Below are 17,532 nucleotides of genomic sequence, written 5' to 3'. Positions count from 1 at the left end.
GCGCCCCGCGAGCTCAGGAGGACGTCCATGGCCGCACCCAGGCGACTGCTCACCCTGGCTGCTCCCCTGTTGATGACAGCGCCGCTCTTCCTCGCGGCGTGCACCACGGACGGCGGGGACTCCGGCGGGGGCGACTCCGGCGGCTCGGAGGACAGCAGCGGCGGCGGCGGGGGCGACCTCTCCTTCGCGGTGATCACGCACGGCTCGGCCGGTGACGCGTTCTGGGACGTCGTCCAGAACGGTGCCGAGGCCGCGGGCGAGGACCTCGGCGTCTCGGTGGACTACCAGAGCGACGGCGACCCCCAGCGCCAGGCGCAGCTCATCGACGCGGCGGTCAACCAGGGCGTCGACGGCATCGTCGTCTCGATGGCCAACCCCGACGCCGTCCAGGACTCGGTCGAGGCAGCGGTGGACGCCGGCATCCCCGTCGTGACCATCAACTCCGGCGGCGACCGGTCGGCGGAGTTCGGGGCCATCGGCCACGTCGGGCAGGACGAGGCGATCGCCGGGCGGGGCGCGGGCCAGCAGCTCGCCGCCGAGGGTGCCACGAACGTGCTGTGCGTCGTCCACGAGGCGGGCAACATCGGTCTGGAGCAGCGCTGCTCCGGGGCCGCCGAGGGGCTCGGCAGCGAGGTGACCTCCCTGCAGGTGGACATCAACGACCTGCAGGGCGCGCAGTCCACGATCACCTCCCAGCTGCAGAGCGACCCGACCATCGACGCGGTGCTCACGCTGAACTCGGCCGTCGCCGCGGTCGCCGTCACGGCCGCCGCCGACGCCGGCGCCGAGCCGCTGGTGGCCACCTTCGACCTCAACGCCGACGTCATCTCGGGTATCCAGGACGGCGACATCGCCTTCGCCGTCGACCAGCAGCAGTACGAGCAGGGCTACCTGCCGATCGTGATGCTCAAGCTGTACGCCGAGAACCTGAACACCGTGGGCGGCGGGCAGCCGGTCCTCACCGGACCAGGGATCGTGGACGCCGACAACGTCGACGAGATCGCCGACCTGGCCTCGGCCGGCACGCGCTGAGCGCCACGGACTCCGAGGTGCCGGCCGGGAGTGCGACCGGCACCGACACGAGGGAGCGCGCCGACGAGCGGCTGACCGCACGCGGTCCGCTGCGCCGGCTGCTGGTGACCCCCGAGCTCGGGGCGCTGATCGGCGCCGTCGCCGTCTTCACGTTCTTCGCCGTCCAGTCGCCGGTGTTCCGGTCGGCGCGGGGCATCGCCAACTGGCTCGATCCCGCGTCGACGCTCGGGATCATGGCCGTCGCCGTGGCGCTGCTGATGATCGGCGGCCACTTCGACCTCTCGGCGGGCGTCATGGTCGGGACGACGGCGCTGACCGTGGCCGTGGTCGCGGTCGAGTTCCGCCAGAACATCTGGGTGGCGATCGGCGTCGCGCTGCTGGTCGCGCTGGCCATCGGCTTCCTCAACGGCTGGCTGGTCACCCGCACCGGGTTGCCGAGCTTCATCATCACGCTCGGCACGTTCCTGATGCTGCAGGGCCTCAACCTGGGGCTGACCAAGCTCTTCACGAACACGGTCACGGTCGGCGGGGTGGACGAGGTGCCGGGCTACGGCGCCGCCGAGTGGATCTTCGCCTCCCGCCTCGCGATCGCCGGCACGGAGTTCCGCATCGCGATCCTGTGGTGGCTGCTGTTCACCGCGCTGGCCACCTGGGTCCTGCTGCGGACCCGCTTCGGCAACTGGGTGTTCGCGACCGGCGGTGACGAGGTGGCCGCCCGCAACGTCGGCGTCCCCGCCCGCCGGACGACGATCACGCTGTTCATGACGACGGCCGCCGCGGCCTGGTTCGTCGGCACGACCCTCGCCGTCCGGCTCACCTCGGTGCAGGCCAACACCGGCATCGGGCAGGAGCTCATCTACATCGTCGCGGCGGTCATCGGCGGCTGCCTGCTCACCGGCGGATTCGGCTCCGCGATCGGCGCCTCGCTCGGTGCGCTCATCTTCGGCATGACGCAGCTCGGCATCCCCTACCTGCGCTGGGACGCCGACTGGTTCTACTTCTTCCTCGGCGCGATGCTGCTGCTCGCGGTCCTGGCGAACCGGATGGTCCGCCGCTACGCCGAGGCGGCGCGCCGATGACCGTGCCCCTGCCGCTCCTGGAGCTCCGGGACGTCGGCAAGGACTACGGCACCGTCATCGCGCTCGACGGCATCACCACCACCGTGCGCGCCGGCGAGGTCACCTGCGTCCTCGGCGACAACGGCGCCGGCAAGTCGACGCTGATCAAGATCCTGGCCGGGGTGCACCAGCCGACGCGCGGCGAGCTGCTGCTGGACGGGCAGCCGGTCACCTTCGGCGCCCCGCGGGACGCCCTCGACGCGGGGATCGCGACGGTCTACCAGGACCTGGCGATGATCCCGCTGATGGCGATCTGGCGGAACTTCTTCCTCGGCGCCGAGCCGACCCGCGGCCGGGGCCCGTTCCGCCGCTTCGACGCGGCACAGGCGCGGGCCACCACCCGCCGCGAGCTCGCCGCGATGGGTATCGACATCCGCGACCCCGACCAGCCCGTCGGCACGCTGTCGGGCGGTGAGCGGCAGTCGGTCGCGATCGCCCGCGCGGTGCACTTCGGCGCGCGGGTGCTGATCCTCGACGAGCCGACGTCGGCCCTGGGCGTCAAGCAGGCCGGCGTCGTCCTGCGGTACGTGGCGCAGGCCCGCGACCGCGGCGTGGGCGTGGTCCTGATCACCCACAACCCGCACCACGCCTATCCGGTCGGCGACCGCTTCCTGGTCCTCAACCGCGGCCGCAGCCTGGGCAGCTTCGCCAAGAGCGGCGTGAGCCGGGACGAGCTGACGCGGCTAATGGCCGGCGGCGCCGAGCTGGACCAGCTCGCGCACGAGCTCGAGCGCCCCCCCTCCTGACACCGGCGTCCCCCCGACGGGGGGCCCCAGTCCTCGAGCTCCCTCCCGCAGTTGTCGACATGTCTCCGTGTGAGGGAATGGTCACCTCACGAACTGAGAATGGTGTGTCGAGTGGGCCGCGTGTTGCCTTTGTGACTGGGGGTGACAGTGCCAGGCTTCCGCTCGCTCACCCACCACCCTCTTCCCCAGGGAGCGAGCATGTTGCAGCGCCGTCCGTCAGGACGGGTGACCAGGCCCGTCCCGCGGCGTCCCGGCACCCGTGGGCCCGCCACCGGTCGTCCGTTCAGGACGGCCCTCGTCGCGGTGCTGGCCGGGGCTGCTCTCGTCGCGACCGGCGCGCCCGCCATCGCCGCGCCCGCGCCGCCCCCGAACCCGACCGATGGTCAGATCGGGGCGGCGCGCTCCGAGCAGGACGCCGCCGCCGCGGAGGTCGGCCGCATCGCCGCGCTGGTCGCCGCCTCGGAGGCCGAGCTCGAGCGCGTCGGCATCCAGGCCGAGGCGGCCGGGACCGCGTACCTGATCGCCGAGGAGGCGCTCCAGACCGCGCAGGCCGTGGCCGCGCAGGCCGCCGCCGAGCTGGCCCTGGCCGCCGCGGCCGTCGCCGACGCGCAGTCCCGGATCGCCACGTTCTCCCGCGACAGCTACATGAACGGGGGATCGCTCACCAGCTCCGCGGCCCTGCTGGACTCCGAGGGCCCCGGCGAGCTGATCCAGCGGGCCGCGCTGCTGGACTACGTCGCGGCCAACGAGGTCGACGTCCTCGACCAGCTGGAGATCGCCAAGGTCGCGCAGGCCAACGCCGACTCCTCCGCCCGCGCGGCCCGCGACGAGATGGCTGCCGCGGAGGAGGTGGCCGAGGCCGCCAAGCACGAGGCCGATGCCCAGCTCGCCGCCCAGCAGCACGCCTACGAGCAGGTCGCCGCGCAGAAGGCCACGTACGACCAGCAGCTGCAGGCCGCGCAGATCCGGCTCCTGGAGCTGCAGGGTGCCCGCAACGCCTACGACCAGTGGGTCGCTCAGAAGGCGGCCGAGGAGGCCGCCGCCGCGGCCGCGGCACAGCGGGCCGCGGAGGAGGCCGCCCGCGCCGCACGGGAACGGGACGACGCCCCGGCCGCCGATGACGACGACGGAGGCAGCGGCGGCGCGGTGATCTCCGGCTCCTACGCCAAGCCCGCGTCCGGCCGGGTGTCCAGCTGCTACGGGATCCGCTGGGGCGCGCTGCACGGCGGCGTCGACATCGCGGCCCCGATCGGCACGCCCATCTATGCCGCCCACTCCGGGGTGGTGAAGCGCGCCGGCACGGCGACGGGTTTCGGCCTGGCGGTCTACATCCTGGGCGACGACGGCTACGTGACCGTGTACGGGCACGTGAACCGCTACTTCGTCTCCGTCGGGGAGCGGGTCTCTGCCGGGGAGCAGATCGCGGAGGTCGGCAACCGCGGTCAGTCGACCGGGCCGCACCTGCACTTCGAGGCCCACCCGCGCGGCGTCATGTACGGCGGCCAGGTCAACCCGGTTCCGTGGCTCAACGCGCGCGGCATCTACATCGGGGGCTGCGGCGGCTAACTCGTGGGGGCAGCCGTCTCGCTCGGGTCGACCTCGAGGCCGCACTCGTTCTGCAGGTAGGACGACACGTTGGCCGAGGCGCCGGCCAGCTCCTGCTGCAGCGGGGCCACCTGCTGCTCGAAGGTCGCCGCGGCATTCGGGTCGTTGAAGTCGACCGAGGCGATCGCCGCGGCGATCTGGTCGATGCCGTCGGCGAGAGCAGCCCAGTCACTGGCGATCTCGGCAGGGGGCTCGACCTGGCGGACCTCCTCGGCGGCCTGCGTCAGGGCCTGGGGGAGGCCCGCGGGGTCGGCCTGGTCGTCGAAGGTGGAGCCGACGCGCTCCTGGATGGCCGCGGCCTCCGTGCAGAACTCCGAGTCGGCGGCGTCGGCGCTGCTCTCCGACGCGCTCGTGGTCTCGCCGGCGCTCGAGGTCGACGAGGCCTCGTCGTCCCCCGATCCTCCGCAGGCGGTGAGCAGGACGGCGGCGGCAGTGACGGCGAGGCCGTCCCGGCACGTGGTGAGGGTTCTGCGCATGCCCGCGAGGCTAGCGGCCGATGAGCTGGGGGCGCAGTCGCACGGCTAGCGTGCGGGCGTGGACGTGCCTGTCGACCCGCGTACGAGCTGGGGCCTCGCGGTCCCGGGCAGCATGCCGCGCACGGCGGAGCTGGAGCCGCTGGTCACGCGGGTGCTGGCCCCCAATCCGTCCGGGATGACCCTCGACGGCACCAACACCTACGTCGTCGGCGCACCCGGCAGCGGCCAGGCGGTGCTCGTCGACCCGGGGCCCGACGACCCGGCCCACCTGGCGGCGGTCGAGGCGGCGCTCGCGGCCAGGGACGCCCGCTGCGTGACGGTTCTCGTGACCCACCACCACGGCGACCACGCGGAGGCCGCGCTGCCGTGGGGGGAGCACTTCGGGGCGCAGGTCGCCGCCGCGACGCCCGCCGTCGCGGGCCCGCGGGGGCGGGTCCTCGCCGCCGGCGAGCGACTCGCGCTGGCCGGCACGACCCTCGGCGTCGTCCCCACGCCGGGGCACACCGCCGACCACCTCGCCTTCCGGCTGGAATCCGGCGCCGTCCTCGTCGGCGACCACGTGCTGGGCAGGGGCACGTCCGTGGTCACCCATCCCGAGGGGGACGTCGTCGCGTACCTGGACTCGCTGCGGCGGGTGCACGACCTCGGTCCCAGCGCCCTCTACTGCGGGCACGGGCCCGAGCTGACCGACGATCCCGGCGCCGTCCTGGACTTCTACCTCGCCCACCGGGCCTACCGGGAGCACCAGCTCCTGGGGGCCCTCGCGGAGGGCCCGGCCACGGTGGACGAGCTGGTGGCCACCGTCTACGCCGAGGTGCCGCACCAGCTGTGGCCGGCCGCGGCGCAGTCCACCCGGGCCACCCTCGACAAGCTCCGCGCCGAGGGGCGGGTCGAGGGCGGGATCGAGGCGGACGCGTCCGAACCGGTCCGGCTGGCGTGAGCGACGTCCCGGTCGTCGACGCCGCCGGCAGCGAACGCGACCAGCGGCGGGCCGCCGCCTCCCTCGCCGCGGCCGGGCTGGTCGCCGGGGACCGCGTGCTGGTCTCCGCGGCCGCCTCGCCGGCGCTGCTGGCCGTCGTGCTCGGCGCGCTGCGCACCGGCATCGTCCCCGTCGTCCTCGACCCGGCCCTGCCGGCGGCCGAGCGCTCCGCCCTGGCCGAGGACGCCGACGCCGCACTCGACGTGGGCGAGGACCCGGCGCGGCTGCTCGGGGAGGCCGAGGCCGACCTCGCCGAGGTCCCGCTCGCCCGGCCGATGCACTACACGTCGGGGACGACGGGCCGGCGGAAGGGCGTGTGGTCCGGCGTGCTGACCGGGGACGACGCCCGGTCACTGGCCGCCGAGGAGATCGACCTGTGGGGCTTCGGGCCCGGCGACCGGCACCTGGTCCTCTCACCGCTGCACCACAGCGCGCCGCTGCGGTTCGCCGTCCACACGCTGCTCGCGGGCGGTGAGGTGCTGCTGCCCGGGCCGTTCGAGGCAGCCCGGGCCGCCGGGGTCATCTCGGCCCTGGGGCCCACGACGACGTTCTGCGTGCCGACCCACCTGCAGCGGCTGCTCGCGCTGGGCGACGTCGACTGGTCGTCGTTCCGGCGCCTCGTGCACGCCGGCGCGCCCTGCCCCGCCCCGCTGAAGCGGGCGGTCCTCGACGCGCTGCCCGACGGCACCCTCTGGGAGTTCTACGGCTCGACCGAGGCGCAGTTCACCGTCTGCTCGCCGGCGGACTGGCTCGCCCACCCCGGGAGCGTCGGCCGTGCCCGCCCGGGACGGCGGCTGGAGACCGACGAGCGAGGGCAGCTGTGGTGCGCCGTGCCGCCCTGGGCGCGGTTCGAGTACTGGCGGGCGCCGGACAAGACGGCGGCGGCCTGGCGCGGCGACCTGGTCACCGTCGGCGACCTCGGCCGGGTGGACGACGACGGGATCGTCTGGCTCGACGGGCGGCGCGAGGACCTCGTCATCTCCGGCGGCGTCAACGTCTACCCCGCGGAGGTGGAGGCGGTCCTCGACGCCCATCCGGAGGTGGTGGAGAGCGCGGTGTTCGGCATCCCCGACGAGGAGTGGGGCCAGCAGGTGGTCGCCGCCTACGTGGGCACGGCCGACCCCGCCGCTCTCGCGGCCTGGTCCCGCGAGAGGCTCAGCCCGGCCAAGCGGCCGAAGAGCCTGCACCGGCTCGACGACCTGCCGCGCACCTCGACGGGCAAGGTCCGCCGGCTGGACCTGCCGGAGGTGCTCGGGCTCCGGAGTGTCTGAGGATTGGGACGTCGTCGTCCCCGGTCACCCCGCGGCCCGGAAGTGCCGTCGGAACTCACCCCCGGCGTCGTGGTGCCGGTGCAGCGCGGCCGCGTGGTCGCGGGATCCAGCGCGCCTAACTGCCCCGGGTGCCCACGCGGGGACCGGTCGCCACGGCCGTGATTGCTGGGCGAGCGGGCCGCCGAGCTGATGACCGAGCCGTAGGTCACTCGTCGTCGTCCTCGAAGAACGGGTCGTCGAAGGGGTCCTCCGGCCGCCCCTGGTCCTCGGCGGGCGGCGGCTCCTCGGCCGGCCGTGGTTCCTCTTCCTCCGGCGGGTCCGGACGCGGGGGCGGTGGCGGCCGCGGATCGTTCAGCGGCATCCCGGCGGGCGGGAAGGGGACGGCCTGCTCCGCCGCCAGGATCGGCAGCATCGCGTCGCGCCAGATGGGTGCGGCCAGCCGGCCGCCGTACCCGCCGAGGTCCTGGTTGGACTTCGGGTTGAGCAACATGACGCTGCCGGCGTACTTGGGCGTGTAGCCGACGAAGGCCACGGAGAACCGGTTCTGGCTGGTGCCCGTCTTGCCGGCGATCTCGTGGCCCGGGATCGCGGCGCGGGTGCCGGTGCCGATGGGGAGCGCGGTGTCGCCGACCAGGATCTGGTTGAGCGTGGTGGCGACGGCCGGGGGCACCGCGTCGGGCGTGCAGGACGGCGCGGTGTTCAACGGGACCCCGTCCGGACCGGTCAGCGGGGCGCCGGTGTGGTCGAGCACCTCGGTGACCGGGATCGGGTCGCACTGGGTGCCGTTCGCCGCGAGCGTCGAGTAGGCGCTGGCCAGGGCCATCGGGCTGGTCGCCTCCGCACCGAGGGTGAACGAGCCGCGGTTCTCGTTGACCACCTGGTCGGCCACGGGATCGAGCGAGAACAGGCCCATGCGCTGCGCCATCCGGACCGGTCCTTCGACGCTGCCCAGCTCGTCCTCCAGGGCGACGAAGTACGTGTTGGACGAGCGGACCAGCGCCTCGGTCATCGGCAGGGTCGACGGGTACCGGCCGGCGTTGCGGACGGTGTACGGGTCGGTCCCGTTCTTGTAGACGCGGGACACGTACGGGTCGCTGGTGCTGATCACGTGCCACGGCGGGATGCCCCGCTCGAGCGCCGAGGCCGCGACGAAGACCTTGTAGGTCGACCCGGCACCCTGGCTCGGGGCGACGTGGAGGTTGACCGATTCCTGGGCGGGGTCGTTCGCGTCGTAGCCGAACCGCCGGTTGACGCTCATCGCGAGCACCTTGCCGGTGCCGGGCTCGAGGGAGGTGTAGATGGCGGCGAGGGGATCGCCGGGCGACAGGTCCGCCAGCACCGCCAGGTCGCCGGCGGCCTGCATGTCGGGCCGCAGCGTCGTCCGGATGGTCAGCCCGCCGTTGTCGAGCCGTTCCTGCGAGATGCCCAGCGCCTGGGTCAGGTGCCGCTGCGCGAAGTCGCAGAAGAAGCCGGCCCACGCGTCCACGCAGCCGTTCGGTGGCGGCTCCGAGGGGGTCACCGCGACCGGCTGGGGAAGGATCTCGGCCAGTTCCTGGTCGGTGATGTGCCCGAGGACGTGCATCCGCTGCAGCACCTGGTTGCGGCGCTGGTGGGCACCCTCGGGATTGGTGATCGGGTCGTCGTTCGCCGGTGTCTGCACGAGGCCGGCCAGCATGGCCGCCTGCGGCAGCGTCAGGTCCGCGGCGTTCACGCTGAAGTACCGCTGCGCCGCTGCCTGGATGCCGTACGCCCCCCGGCCGAAGTACACGATGTTGAGGTAGCGGGTGAGGATCTCCTCCTTCGTCAGCTGCTGCTCCAGGGCCAGTGCGAGCCGCGCCTCCCGGAGCTTGCGTCCGACGCTCTCCTCGGTGGCCGCTGCCCGCTCCTCCGCGCTGACCGCGGCCTGCAGCAGCGACTGCTTCACCAGCTGCTGGGTGATGGTGGACCCGCCCTCGACGACCGATCCCGCGACGACGTTGCGGGCGAGCGCGCGGAGGGTGCCTTCGACGTCCAGGCCCCGGTGGTCGTAGAACCGGGAGTCCTCTATGTCGACCAGCGCCTGCTTCATCACGGGCGCGATCTGCTCGGCGGCGACCGGGGTGCGGTTGTTCCGGTAGAAGTAGGTGATCAGCGACCCGTCCGCCGCGAGGACGACGGTGTTGCCGGCGAGGGTGCCCTCGGCGAGCTCGGTGGGCAGCGGGCTGAGCAGGTTCGCCGACGAGCGCGCGGCCAGCCCCGGGCCGACGACCCAGGGCATGAGCAGGGCAGCGACCAGCGCACCCGTGACGGGCACCGCCACGAACAGCAGCATCCCGAGGGCCCGCAGCCGGGGATGCGCGCGACGCGACATCGACCACCTCGTCCACACCGGGGGCATTGCGGACCCGACGGCCGGGCGCGACTCCACGGTGAGCCGGGGAAATCGTGACGCACCACCGGGTTCTCCGACAGCCGCTCGTGCGCGTCGTTACCGGGGCGCGACCTCGGCCAGGCCCGCCGGGGTGCCATTTTCCCGGACATGGCACCCGGGGATACCGGACCGTCCCGGCGGCGCGTCGAGCGCAGCCGCCGGGACACCGGGGCTCAGGTGATCAGCGGACGGCGGGGATCTCGTTGGTGGTCGTCGTCGACAGCGGCGACCACGCGTCCGGGTGCGGCCGGCCGGCGTCGACGACCCACGACGGCACACGGTCCGGGGTTCCGCCCTCGCGGGCGGCGGTCTGCGGCCGGGCGCTGAGGCTGACGATCAGGGCCAGCAGCACGAGCAGCCCTACGAGCACACCGCCGATGACCAGAAGCGTCGAGACCATGCACAGAACGTAAGCGTGGGAACGTTCCGTGTCACCGGATCGGTACGGGCAGATCTCACCGAAGATCGGCCGCCGGTTGCGCAGACTTCGCCGCTTGACGGCACGGTCGCCGATGGCCGTCCGGCGTGCGCCGCCGGGCCGCTGACCTGCGGAGAGACGGGCGTCACGTCCGACGGCCCGTGCCGGGGGCGTGCCGGACCGTGCGGCGTGGGTAGGGAGACGCCTCGACGACGAGGAGGATGTGGTGCGCGACCTTCCCCGCACGGCCGGCCGGCTCGTGGGTGCGCCGCTCGGCGCCCTCGCCAGGTGGCGCGGCGGCAAGCCGATGCACCCGCGGGGAGCGGTGTTCGACGCGGTGCTGGACCGGCGCGGCGGCCCCGACTGGGGCGTGCCGTGGCTCGCGGGAACCGCCCGCGATGCGGCGGTCGCGCGGCTGTCGCGGGGAGCCGGACTGCCCGCCTCCCTGCCGGATCTGCTGGGCCTGGCGATCCGGCTGCCGACGGGGGGCGAGCCGGTCGACCTGCTCCTCACGACCTCCGGCCGCAGCGCCCTGACCCGGCTCGTGCCGGTGCCCCGGCGCGACGCGGCCACCTTCTACTCGTCGATCATGGGCTACCGCTCCGACGCCGGGAGCATCCGTTTCGCCGCCGTGGCGCAAGCCCGCGACGTCCCCTCGGATCCGCGGCCGCTGGCCCGCGACGTCGACCGGGCCGACCTGCGGTTCACCGTGCTCGCCGCCCGTGGCCTCGGCCGGTGGCAGCCGATCGGCTGCCTGACCCTCACCCGTCCGGTGCCGTCGCTCGATCCCGACGTCCGGTTCGACGCCGTGCAGCACCCGCCGCCCGGCCTGGTCGCCGACGGGCCGATGGCCCGGTTCCGGGCACCCGCCTACGAGCGCGCCCGGGCCGGCCGGAGGGCTACGCGGGGACGCTGACGGCGGCGAGCCCGCTGTCGAGGGCCTCCCACGGATCCAGCGCGGCGCCGGCGGCCCACTCGCGCCGGTGGTCCTGGTCGCCGAGGGTGGCCCGGATGCCGTCGGCCAGGCCGGTCACCAGCGACTGCAGCAGCGGCCAGACGGCCACGCCGAGCTTCGTCCGCAGCGCGTCGGCGGTGCCGCACAGCCGGGCGGCGGTGAGGGCATCGCCTTGCAGCAGCGCCAGCCCGGCCAGCCCGTTCAGACAGTTGGCCAGCCCCTCCTGGTCGCCGATCGCCCGGTGGTGGCGGGCCGCCTCCGTCAGCCGCTCGCGCGCCGTGGTCGCGTCCGCGGCCATCAGGGCGTCGAGGCCGAGCTGGTCGAGCAGGGTGGCGACCAGGTGGTCGTCGCCGATCCCGCGCGCCAGCGCCAGCGACTCCTCGTGCGCCCGCAGCGCCGCCGGGACGTCGCCGGCCAGGAGGGCGACGTCCCCGTGGGGGACGAGGGCGAAGGCGATCGACCAGTCGTCGCCGCTGCGCCGCAGCGCCTCGACCGCCGCCTCGAACAGCCCGGGAAGCTCCGGGTCGTCGGGGGAACGGGTCATCGCCAGGCCGACGAGGCCGTGGCCCAGCAACCACGGGTCGCCCCGCTCGCGCGCCCTGTCCACGACCGCCGACAGCAGAGGCGCCGCCTCGGCGGTGCGCCCCAGCGCGATGCGCATCGTGCCGCGGGCCCACCGGAGGAGGTCGGCCGCCCCCGGTGCCAGGGCGGCCGCCGACGGCAGGGCGGCCGTGGCGTCGGCGATCTCCGCCATCGGCACGAGCATCCCGCGGGCCCACCACCAGCGGGCCAGCGGAGCGGTGAGAGCAACCGCGAGCTCCGCCCGGTCGGCGGCCACGGCCCAGCGCACAGCCTCCTCGAGGTCGGTCGTCTCGGCCTCCAGCCGGGCCTCCCACACCGGCCGGTCCGGGCCGGACAGCCCGACCCCGGCCGCGGCGCTGATCGTCGCGAGGTGGTCGGCCCACCGCTCGCGCGTGGCCTCCTCCTCCCCGCGCTCCCGCAGACGCTCCGCAGCGAAGGTGCGGACCACCTCGAGCATGCGGAAGCGCGGCTCGCCCTCGCAGGTGTCGGTCGGGCTCACCAGGCTGTGCGCGACCAGCGAGGAGAGGACCTCCGGCACGTCGAGCCCCTCGTCGCCGGCACCGACGGCCTCGGCGGTGTCGAGCGTCGCGCCGCCGTAGCAGACCGAGAGCCGGGCCAGCAGGGCGCGCTCGTCCTCGTCGAGGAGGTCGTGGCTCCAGGCCACCGTGGCCCGGAGGGTGCGCTGCCGGTCGGGCATGTCCATCCCGCGGCCCCCCAGGTCCAGGCCACTGGTCAGCCGCCGGAGCAGCACGGCCGGGGGCAGCGTGCGCACCCGGGCGGCCACCAGCTCGATGGCCAGGGGCAGACCCTCCAGGCGGCGCACCACCTCCGCGACGGCCGTCGCCGATGCGCCGTCCACGGTGAAGTCCGGATCGGCCTCCCGGGCGCGGTCGAGGAACAGCTGTACCGCCGGCGCGTCGGCGATCGTCCCCGGATCGGTCTTTCCGGTCCGCGGCAGACCGAGCGGACCCAGCGGGACGTCGTGCTCGCCGCGCACCCGCAGGAGGCGGCGGCTGGTCACCAGCAGCTGGGTGTCGGGGCACCGCGAGAGCAGCCGGCCGAGCTCGGGCGCCGCGTCGAGCACCTGCTCGAGGTTGTCCACGAGGATCAGCACCCGCTTGCCGGTGAGGCGGTCGGCCACCAGGTCCAGCACCGGACGGCGCCCCTCGACCGAGACACCGACCGCGGCGGCGATCGCCCCCGGCACGTCACCGGGGTCCCGCAGCGACTGCAGGTCGGCGAGCCAGACGGCGTCCCGCTCCGGGACGAGCTCCTGCGCAGCGGCCAGCGCCAGCCGGGTCTTGCCGATGCCCCCGGGCCCGCTGAGCGTCACGAGCCGTACGGCGGGATCCCGCAGCAGGCGCAGGACGAGGGCGAGCTCGGTGCGGCGGTCGACGAGCGGCGTCGTCGGCGTGGGCAGCCAGCCCGGCGACAGCCCGGGCAGGGTGGGCACCGCGGGGCGGGTGAACCGCTCGGTCAGCAGGACGGCGAGGTCGTCGGCGACCCGGTCGGCCAGCTCGCCGGGATCGTCGTAGGGCGTGGTCGACGATCCGCTCTCCGCCTGCATCCGCACGATCAGGTCGTCCAGCCGCGGCTCTCGCTGCGGAGCGGTGCGCTTGACGTAGAGGAGGCGGGGCTTGTCCGTCGACAGCTCGTACTCGTCCTCCAGGCCCGAGATCCCCATGTCCGGGGCGGTCCAGCCGTAGCGCTCGCCGTAGATGCCGACGAATACGTCGCTCTGCTCCAGGTAGGCCCGGTAGAGCTCGCGGGGCGGATGGGCCCGGGAACCCAGCTCGAACATGACCGGGGTGAGGCGCAGCCGGCCGATCGCCGCACGGACGGCGACCCGCTCGGCGGCCAGTTCCTCGAGCGTCGAGGAGACGAAGACGCGCAGCCGACGGTCGGGGGTCGCGATGATCCCGGGTGCGTCGGCGAGCTCCGTCTCCGCTCCCGCCACGAGCCCTCCCGCCGTCCGAGGATGTGCCCGGTCGTCGCTCGCGGAGTCTAGGCGCCGGAGAATGCGCCGCGGCCCGGAAAGGCGATGACAGCGGGGAGGCGCGGTGGTTCGATCGTGCCGCTCGACAATCCGTGCACGGGGGCCCGATTCGCGCGGGAGGCCCCCGTGGACCCTGCCCCGACCACCCTCGAGTCCCCGGCCGTCCACCGGCCCCTGCACTCGGGGATGCGGATCCTGCTCGGCGCCTTCGCCGTGCTCACCGCCCTGGCGACCGGAGCGCTGTTCGTGCTCGCGGAGTCGACGGAGGAGACGTTCGCCTGGACGATCGAACCGCCGCTGACCGCTGCGTTCATCGGCGCCGGCTACGCGGCGGGCTTCGTGCTGGTCGTGCTGTGCCTGCGGGATCCGCTGTGGGCGCACAGCCGCGTGCCGGTGTTCACGATCTTCGTCTTCGTCGTCCTCACGACCACCGCGACGCTGCTGCACATCAACCGCATGCACTTCGACGACGACTTCGGCGGGCTCGACTTCCTCGCGAAGGCCGCGGCCTGGTTCTGGCTGGCCGTCTACATCGTCGTCCCGATCGCGATGCTCGTGCTGATCGTCGTGCAGGAGCGGGCAGGTGGCGACGACCCGCCACCGCGCCACCCCGTGCCGGTGGTCCTGCGGGTCGCCCTGGCCGTGGAGTCCGCCGCGCTGCTCGTGGTCGGCGCGCTGCTCTACGTCCGCCCGACGACGACCTCCGTCTGGCCGTGGCCGCTGTCGCCGTTCACCGCCCGCGTCGTGGCCGCCTGGCTGCTCGCCTTCGGCCTGGCGACGGCACTGGCGTCCGTGGCCGGCGACCTGCGCCGGCTCCGGACGGCGGCGATCGCGTACACGGTGTTCGGCGTCCTCGTCCTCGTCGGGGTGGCCCGCTTCTCCGGGACCCTGGACTGGGGTTCGGCCGGCTCCTGGCTGTTCGTGGCCCTGGCCGTCGGCGTCGTGCTGACCGGCGCGGCCGGCTGGCGGCTCGCCCCCACGCCCGTCCGCGCCGCCCGGCACCGTGGCTGAGGAACGGCGCGCGGCGCTCGTCGTCCTCACCCGGGACGACGACGCGCGGAGCACCGTCACCCGGGAACTGGAGCGGCGATACGGCGCCGACTACGCCGTCGTGCCGTGCTCCCAGCCCGAGGACGCCGCCCACCGGCTGGCCGGCGGCCTGCCGGTGGCTGCGCTCTTCGGCGGCCTCGGCGGCGCCGACGACGACGGGCTGGAGGTGCTGCGCGGCCTGCACCGCGACCACCCCGGCGCGATGGCGGTCGCGGTGGTGCGGTGGGGCGCCTGGGAGACCGCCCGGCCGATCTTCGAGGCCGTCACCCTCGGGCAGCTGGACCGGTGGCTCTACGTCCCGGAGGTGGTCGGCGACGAGGAGTTCCACAAGGCGGTCACCGAGATCCTCGAGGAGTGGTCGGCGCGGCAGGGCGGCGGCTTCGAGGCCGTGCGGATGATCGGCGACCGGTGGTCGGAGCGCGCCCAGCACCTGCGCGACAGCTTCACCCGGAACCGCATCCCGCTCGGTTTCTACGACGCCGGCTCCGCCGAGGGGAGGTCGATGCTGGAGGGCCTCGACCTGGCCGAGCCCCGGCTGCCGGTCGTCCAGCTCCGCTTCCGACCCGAGCGCCCGGTGCTGGAGGACCCCAGCGACCTCGACATCGCCGACGCGTTCGGTCTGCTCACGCCCTTGGACACGAGCGTCGTCTTCGACGTGGTCGTCCTCGGCTCGGGACCGGCGGGCCTGGGCGCCAGCGTCTACGCCGCCTCCGAGGGGCTGAACACCCTCGTGCTCGAGCCCGAGGCCATCGGTGGACAGGCCGGGACGAGTTCGATGATCCGCAACTATCCCGGCTTCAAGGACGGGATCAGCGGGAACCGGCTCGCCTTCCACGCGTACCAGCAGGCCTGGGCCTTCGGCAGCACCTTCCACTTCATGCGCGCCGCCCAGGGGATCACCCGCGAGGACGGGCTGCTCCGCCTCTCGCTCAACGACGGCACCGCGGTGGTCAGTCGCAGCGCCGTCGTCGCCACCGGCGCGGCGTGGCGGCGGATCGGCGTGCCCGAGCTCGAGGCGCTGACCGGCCGCGGGGTCTTCTACGGTGCCGCGGTGGCCGAGGCGCCGGCCATGCGTGGCCGGCACGTCTTCGTCATCGGGGGTGGCAACTCCGCCGGCCAGGCCGCGGTCCACCTCTCCCGGTACGCCGACAAGGTCTCCGTGCTCATCCGGCGCCCGTCCCTGATCGAGACGATGTCGGACTACCTCATCCGCGAGCTCGAGGCACTCCCGAACGTCGAGATCCGCCCCCGCGTGCAGGTGGTCGGCGGCACGGGCAGCGACTTCCTGGAGACCGTCACCGTCCGGGACCTCGACACCGGGGGCGAGACCGTCGAGAACGCCGTGCTGTTCGTCCTGATCGGCAGCGAGCCGAGGACCGACTGGGCGGCGGGCGTACTGGCCCGTGACCGGTGGGGATTCCTCCTCACCGGGAGCCAGCTGATGGCGGACGGCGTCGAGCCGGCCTGGCCGCTCGACCGGCCGCCCGCGCTGCTGGAGACGAGCACGCCCGGCGTCTTCGCGGCCGGGGACGTGCGAGCCGGCTCGGTGAAGCGGGTCGCCTCCGCCGTGGGGGAGGGAGCGCTGGCGGTCACGCTCGTCCACGCCCACCTGGCCGCGCTGGCGAGTTCCCCGGTGTGACCGCCGGTCACACGATGGTGTCCGTTCCGGGTTGACGCGCGCGGGGCCGGGGTAGGCCGGAGACCTGACCGGCTCGAAACCCCGCGGCCGGCGGCTCATCGTCGAGCGGCATTTCTCGCTGCGTCGCGCTCGACCGCACGAGGAGTGCTCCCACCGCGTGACGTCCGCAGACCCTCCTGAACGGGGGGCCCTCGCCGAGGGCCGCACCCGGGTGGCCACCGTTCCGCACGCCGGCCCCTACCAGGACGCCGTCCTGCCCACGGGGGTCGTCCGGGTCGGTCCGACCGGTGACCCGAGCCCGTGGCTCGACGTGTCCTACCTGACCGAGCACGCGGCGGACATCGACGTGCTGCACCTGCACACCGGGTACTCGCACGTGGCCGAGATGGCCGGGCAGTGCTGGACGGAGACGGTGCGCCGGCTCGGGCTGCCCCTGGTGGTGACGGTGCACCAGCTGCGCGCACCCAGCCATCCGGCCGGCGCCCGCTGGGACGCCGTCATGGACGCCCACCTCGAGGCCGTGCTGGCCACCGCCGAGGTGGTCCTCACGCTCACGCGCGGTGCCGCGGACGAGATCGCGGCGCGCTTCGGACGGACGGCGATCGTCGTCGCCCACCCGTCCGTCGCCGTGCCGGACCCCGACCTCGGGTCCGAGCGGGGCCTGGTCGGCGTGCGGCTCGGGCCGGCGTCGTCGGCGGTGCCCGACCCGGGGGAGCTGGTGCGCGCGGCACTGTCCGGCGCGGTGTCCGGCGGCGGCCGGCTCCGCGTGCTGGTCGACGCCGTCGACGTGCTGGACCTCGATCCCGCCGTCCGTGACCTCGTCGCCTCCGGCGCCGTCGAACTGGCCGTGCACCTGCCGGCGGGGTGGACGGCGGAGCTGCAGCAGCTGCACGTCGCGGTCCTGCCGGAGCGCTGCGGAACCCACTCCCGCGACCTGGAGATCTGCCGGGACGTCGGGACGCGCGTCGTCGCGCCGGGCTGCGGCTGGCTGGCCGACCAGTGGTCGGAGGTCGTCTCCTACGGCGCGCACGAGCGGAACGGCGTGGACCCGGTCTCGCTGTCGGCCGCGGTGTCGGTGGCGCTGACCCGGCCGATGCTGCGTCCGGCCGACCGCGCCTGGCGGGCGGAGCAGCGGACGGCGGTGCGCCAGGTGCACGCCGACGTGTACGCCCAAGTGGCCGGCGACCGCAGCTGGGCCTGAGGTCTCACGGAGACGGGCGACGACACCCTTCCGGGTCCGTCATTCGACACCAGC

At 74.4% G+C, this 17,532-nt stretch carries 14 protein-coding genes; 10 read left to right on the top strand and 4 right to left on the bottom strand.

The window, feature by feature from the left end; all coding sequences use genetic code 11:
- Positions 1 to 27 precede the first annotated feature (27 nt).
- The 4 genes from E4P40_RS03345 (at position 28) to E4P40_RS03330 (ending at position 4,462) form a co-directional block, all read left to right on the top strand.
- Positions 28 to 1,032, top strand: coding sequence for a sugar ABC transporter substrate-binding protein (locus E4P40_RS03345; protein ID WP_135157263.1), 1,005 nt, complete (start codon positions 28 to 30; stop codon positions 1,030 to 1,032).
- 17 nt (positions 1,033 to 1,049) lie between these two features.
- Positions 1,050 to 2,111 carry an ABC transporter permease gene (locus E4P40_RS03340; RefSeq protein ID WP_245160114.1) on the top strand — a complete coding sequence of 354 codons (1,062 nt, stop codon included), beginning with the start codon at positions 1,050 to 1,052 and terminating at the stop codon, positions 2,109 to 2,111.
- Positions 2,108 to 2,896: an ATP-binding cassette domain-containing protein gene (locus tag E4P40_RS03335; RefSeq protein WP_135157261.1), complete on the top strand. Its 789-nt coding sequence runs from the start codon at positions 2,108 to 2,110 to the stop codon at positions 2,894 to 2,896. The genes E4P40_RS03340 and E4P40_RS03335 overlap by 4 nt, the downstream gene beginning before the upstream one ends.
- Before the next feature lie 225 nt (positions 2,897 to 3,121).
- Positions 3,122 to 4,462, top strand: a complete 1,341-nt coding sequence (locus tag E4P40_RS03330; RefSeq protein ID WP_245160113.1) for a M23 family metallopeptidase — start codon at positions 3,122 to 3,124, stop codon at positions 4,460 to 4,462.
- Here the strand turns inward: E4P40_RS03330 and E4P40_RS03325 are convergent.
- Positions 4,459 to 4,977 carry a hypothetical protein gene (locus E4P40_RS03325; RefSeq protein WP_135157257.1) on the bottom strand — a complete coding sequence of 173 codons (519 nt, stop codon included), beginning with the start codon at positions 4,975 to 4,977 and terminating at the stop codon, positions 4,459 to 4,461. The genes E4P40_RS03330 and E4P40_RS03325 overlap by 4 nt on opposite strands.
- Positions 4,978 to 5,035: 58 nt before the next feature.
- Between E4P40_RS03325 and E4P40_RS03320 the strand changes: the two genes are divergently transcribed.
- Together E4P40_RS03320 and E4P40_RS03315 are read left to right on the top strand one after the other, a co-directional pair.
- Positions 5,036 to 5,917, top strand: coding sequence for an MBL fold metallo-hydrolase (locus tag E4P40_RS03320; protein WP_135157255.1), 882 nt, complete (start codon positions 5,036 to 5,038; stop codon positions 5,915 to 5,917).
- The gene (locus tag E4P40_RS03315; RefSeq protein WP_135157253.1) at positions 5,914 to 7,227 is read left to right on the top strand and encodes an AMP-binding protein; all 1,314 of its coding nucleotides are present in this window, start codon (positions 5,914 to 5,916) and stop codon (positions 7,225 to 7,227) included. Before E4P40_RS03320 ends, E4P40_RS03315 begins: the two co-directional genes overlap by 4 nt.
- Positions 7,228 to 7,432: 205 nt before the next feature.
- On the opposite strand, the gene E4P40_RS03310 is transcribed toward E4P40_RS03315, so the two are convergent.
- Both E4P40_RS03310 and E4P40_RS03305 read right to left on the bottom strand, forming a co-directional pair.
- Entirely contained in the window at positions 7,433 to 9,577 is a 2,145-nt protein-coding gene (locus tag E4P40_RS03310; protein WP_135157251.1) for a transglycosylase domain-containing protein, read from the bottom strand.
- Positions 9,578 to 9,818: 241 nt separating this feature from the next.
- The gene (locus E4P40_RS03305; protein WP_135157249.1) at positions 9,819 to 10,037 is read right to left on the bottom strand and encodes a hypothetical protein; all 219 of its coding nucleotides are present in this window, start codon (positions 10,035 to 10,037) and stop codon (positions 9,819 to 9,821) included.
- A 244-nt stretch (positions 10,038 to 10,281) separates the two neighbouring features.
- On the opposite strand from E4P40_RS03305, the gene E4P40_RS03300 reads away from it, so the two are divergent.
- Complete coding sequence (locus E4P40_RS03300) at positions 10,282 to 10,971, top strand: phosphodiesterase (protein ID WP_135157247.1); 690 nt, start codon at positions 10,282 to 10,284, stop codon at positions 10,969 to 10,971.
- On the opposite strand, the gene E4P40_RS03295 is transcribed toward E4P40_RS03300, so the two are convergent.
- A complete protein-coding gene (locus E4P40_RS03295; protein WP_167762088.1) occupies positions 10,955 to 13,549 on the bottom strand; it encodes a DUF4062 domain-containing protein in 2,595 nt (864 codons plus the stop codon). The two genes, E4P40_RS03300 and E4P40_RS03295, sit on opposite strands and share 17 nt — an antisense overlap.
- A gap of 165 nt (positions 13,550 to 13,714) precedes the next feature.
- On the opposite strand from E4P40_RS03295, the gene E4P40_RS03290 reads away from it, so the two are divergent.
- From E4P40_RS03290 to E4P40_RS03280, 3 genes are all read left to right on the top strand, one after another.
- The gene (locus E4P40_RS03290) at positions 13,715 to 14,599 is read left to right on the top strand and encodes a hypothetical protein (protein ID WP_167762087.1); all 885 of its coding nucleotides are present in this window, start codon (positions 13,715 to 13,717) and stop codon (positions 14,597 to 14,599) included.
- Positions 14,592 to 16,277: an FAD-dependent oxidoreductase gene (locus tag E4P40_RS03285; protein WP_135157241.1), complete on the top strand. Its 1,686-nt coding sequence runs from the start codon at positions 14,592 to 14,594 to the stop codon at positions 16,275 to 16,277. Before E4P40_RS03290 ends, E4P40_RS03285 begins: the two co-directional genes overlap by 8 nt.
- Positions 16,278 to 16,434: 157 nt before the next feature.
- The gene (locus tag E4P40_RS03280; RefSeq protein WP_245160112.1) at positions 16,435 to 17,478 is read left to right on the top strand and encodes a glycosyltransferase; all 1,044 of its coding nucleotides are present in this window, start codon (positions 16,435 to 16,437) and stop codon (positions 17,476 to 17,478) included.
- Positions 17,479 to 17,532 lie beyond the last annotated feature (54 nt).

The sequence above is a fragment of the Blastococcus sp. CT_GayMR20 genome (genome assembly GCF_004570345.1).
The sequence above is the reverse complement of the archived record's forward strand: the minus strand, read 5'-3'. Positions and strand labels throughout refer to the sequence as shown.

What these genes read in the sequence shown, in the direction of transcription:
- E4P40_RS03305 (WP_135157249.1), bottom strand. Translation starts at nt 10,037, where the DNA reads ATGGTCTCGACGCTTCTGGTCATCGGCGGTGTGCTCGTAGGGCTGCTC.
- E4P40_RS03325 (WP_135157257.1), bottom strand. Translation starts at nt 4,977, where the DNA reads ATGCGCAGAACCCTCACCACGTGCCGGGACGGCCTCGCCGTCACTGCC.
- E4P40_RS03345 (WP_135157263.1), top strand. Translation starts at nt 28, where the DNA reads ATGGCCGCACCCAGGCGACTGCTCACCCTGGCTGCTCCCCTGTTGATG.
- E4P40_RS03310 (WP_135157251.1), bottom strand. Translation starts at nt 9,577, where the DNA reads ATGTCGCGTCGCGCGCATCCCCGGCTGCGGGCCCTCGGGATGCTGCTG.
- E4P40_RS03335 (WP_135157261.1), top strand. Translation starts at nt 2,108, where the DNA reads ATGACCGTGCCCCTGCCGCTCCTGGAGCTCCGGGACGTCGGCAAGGAC.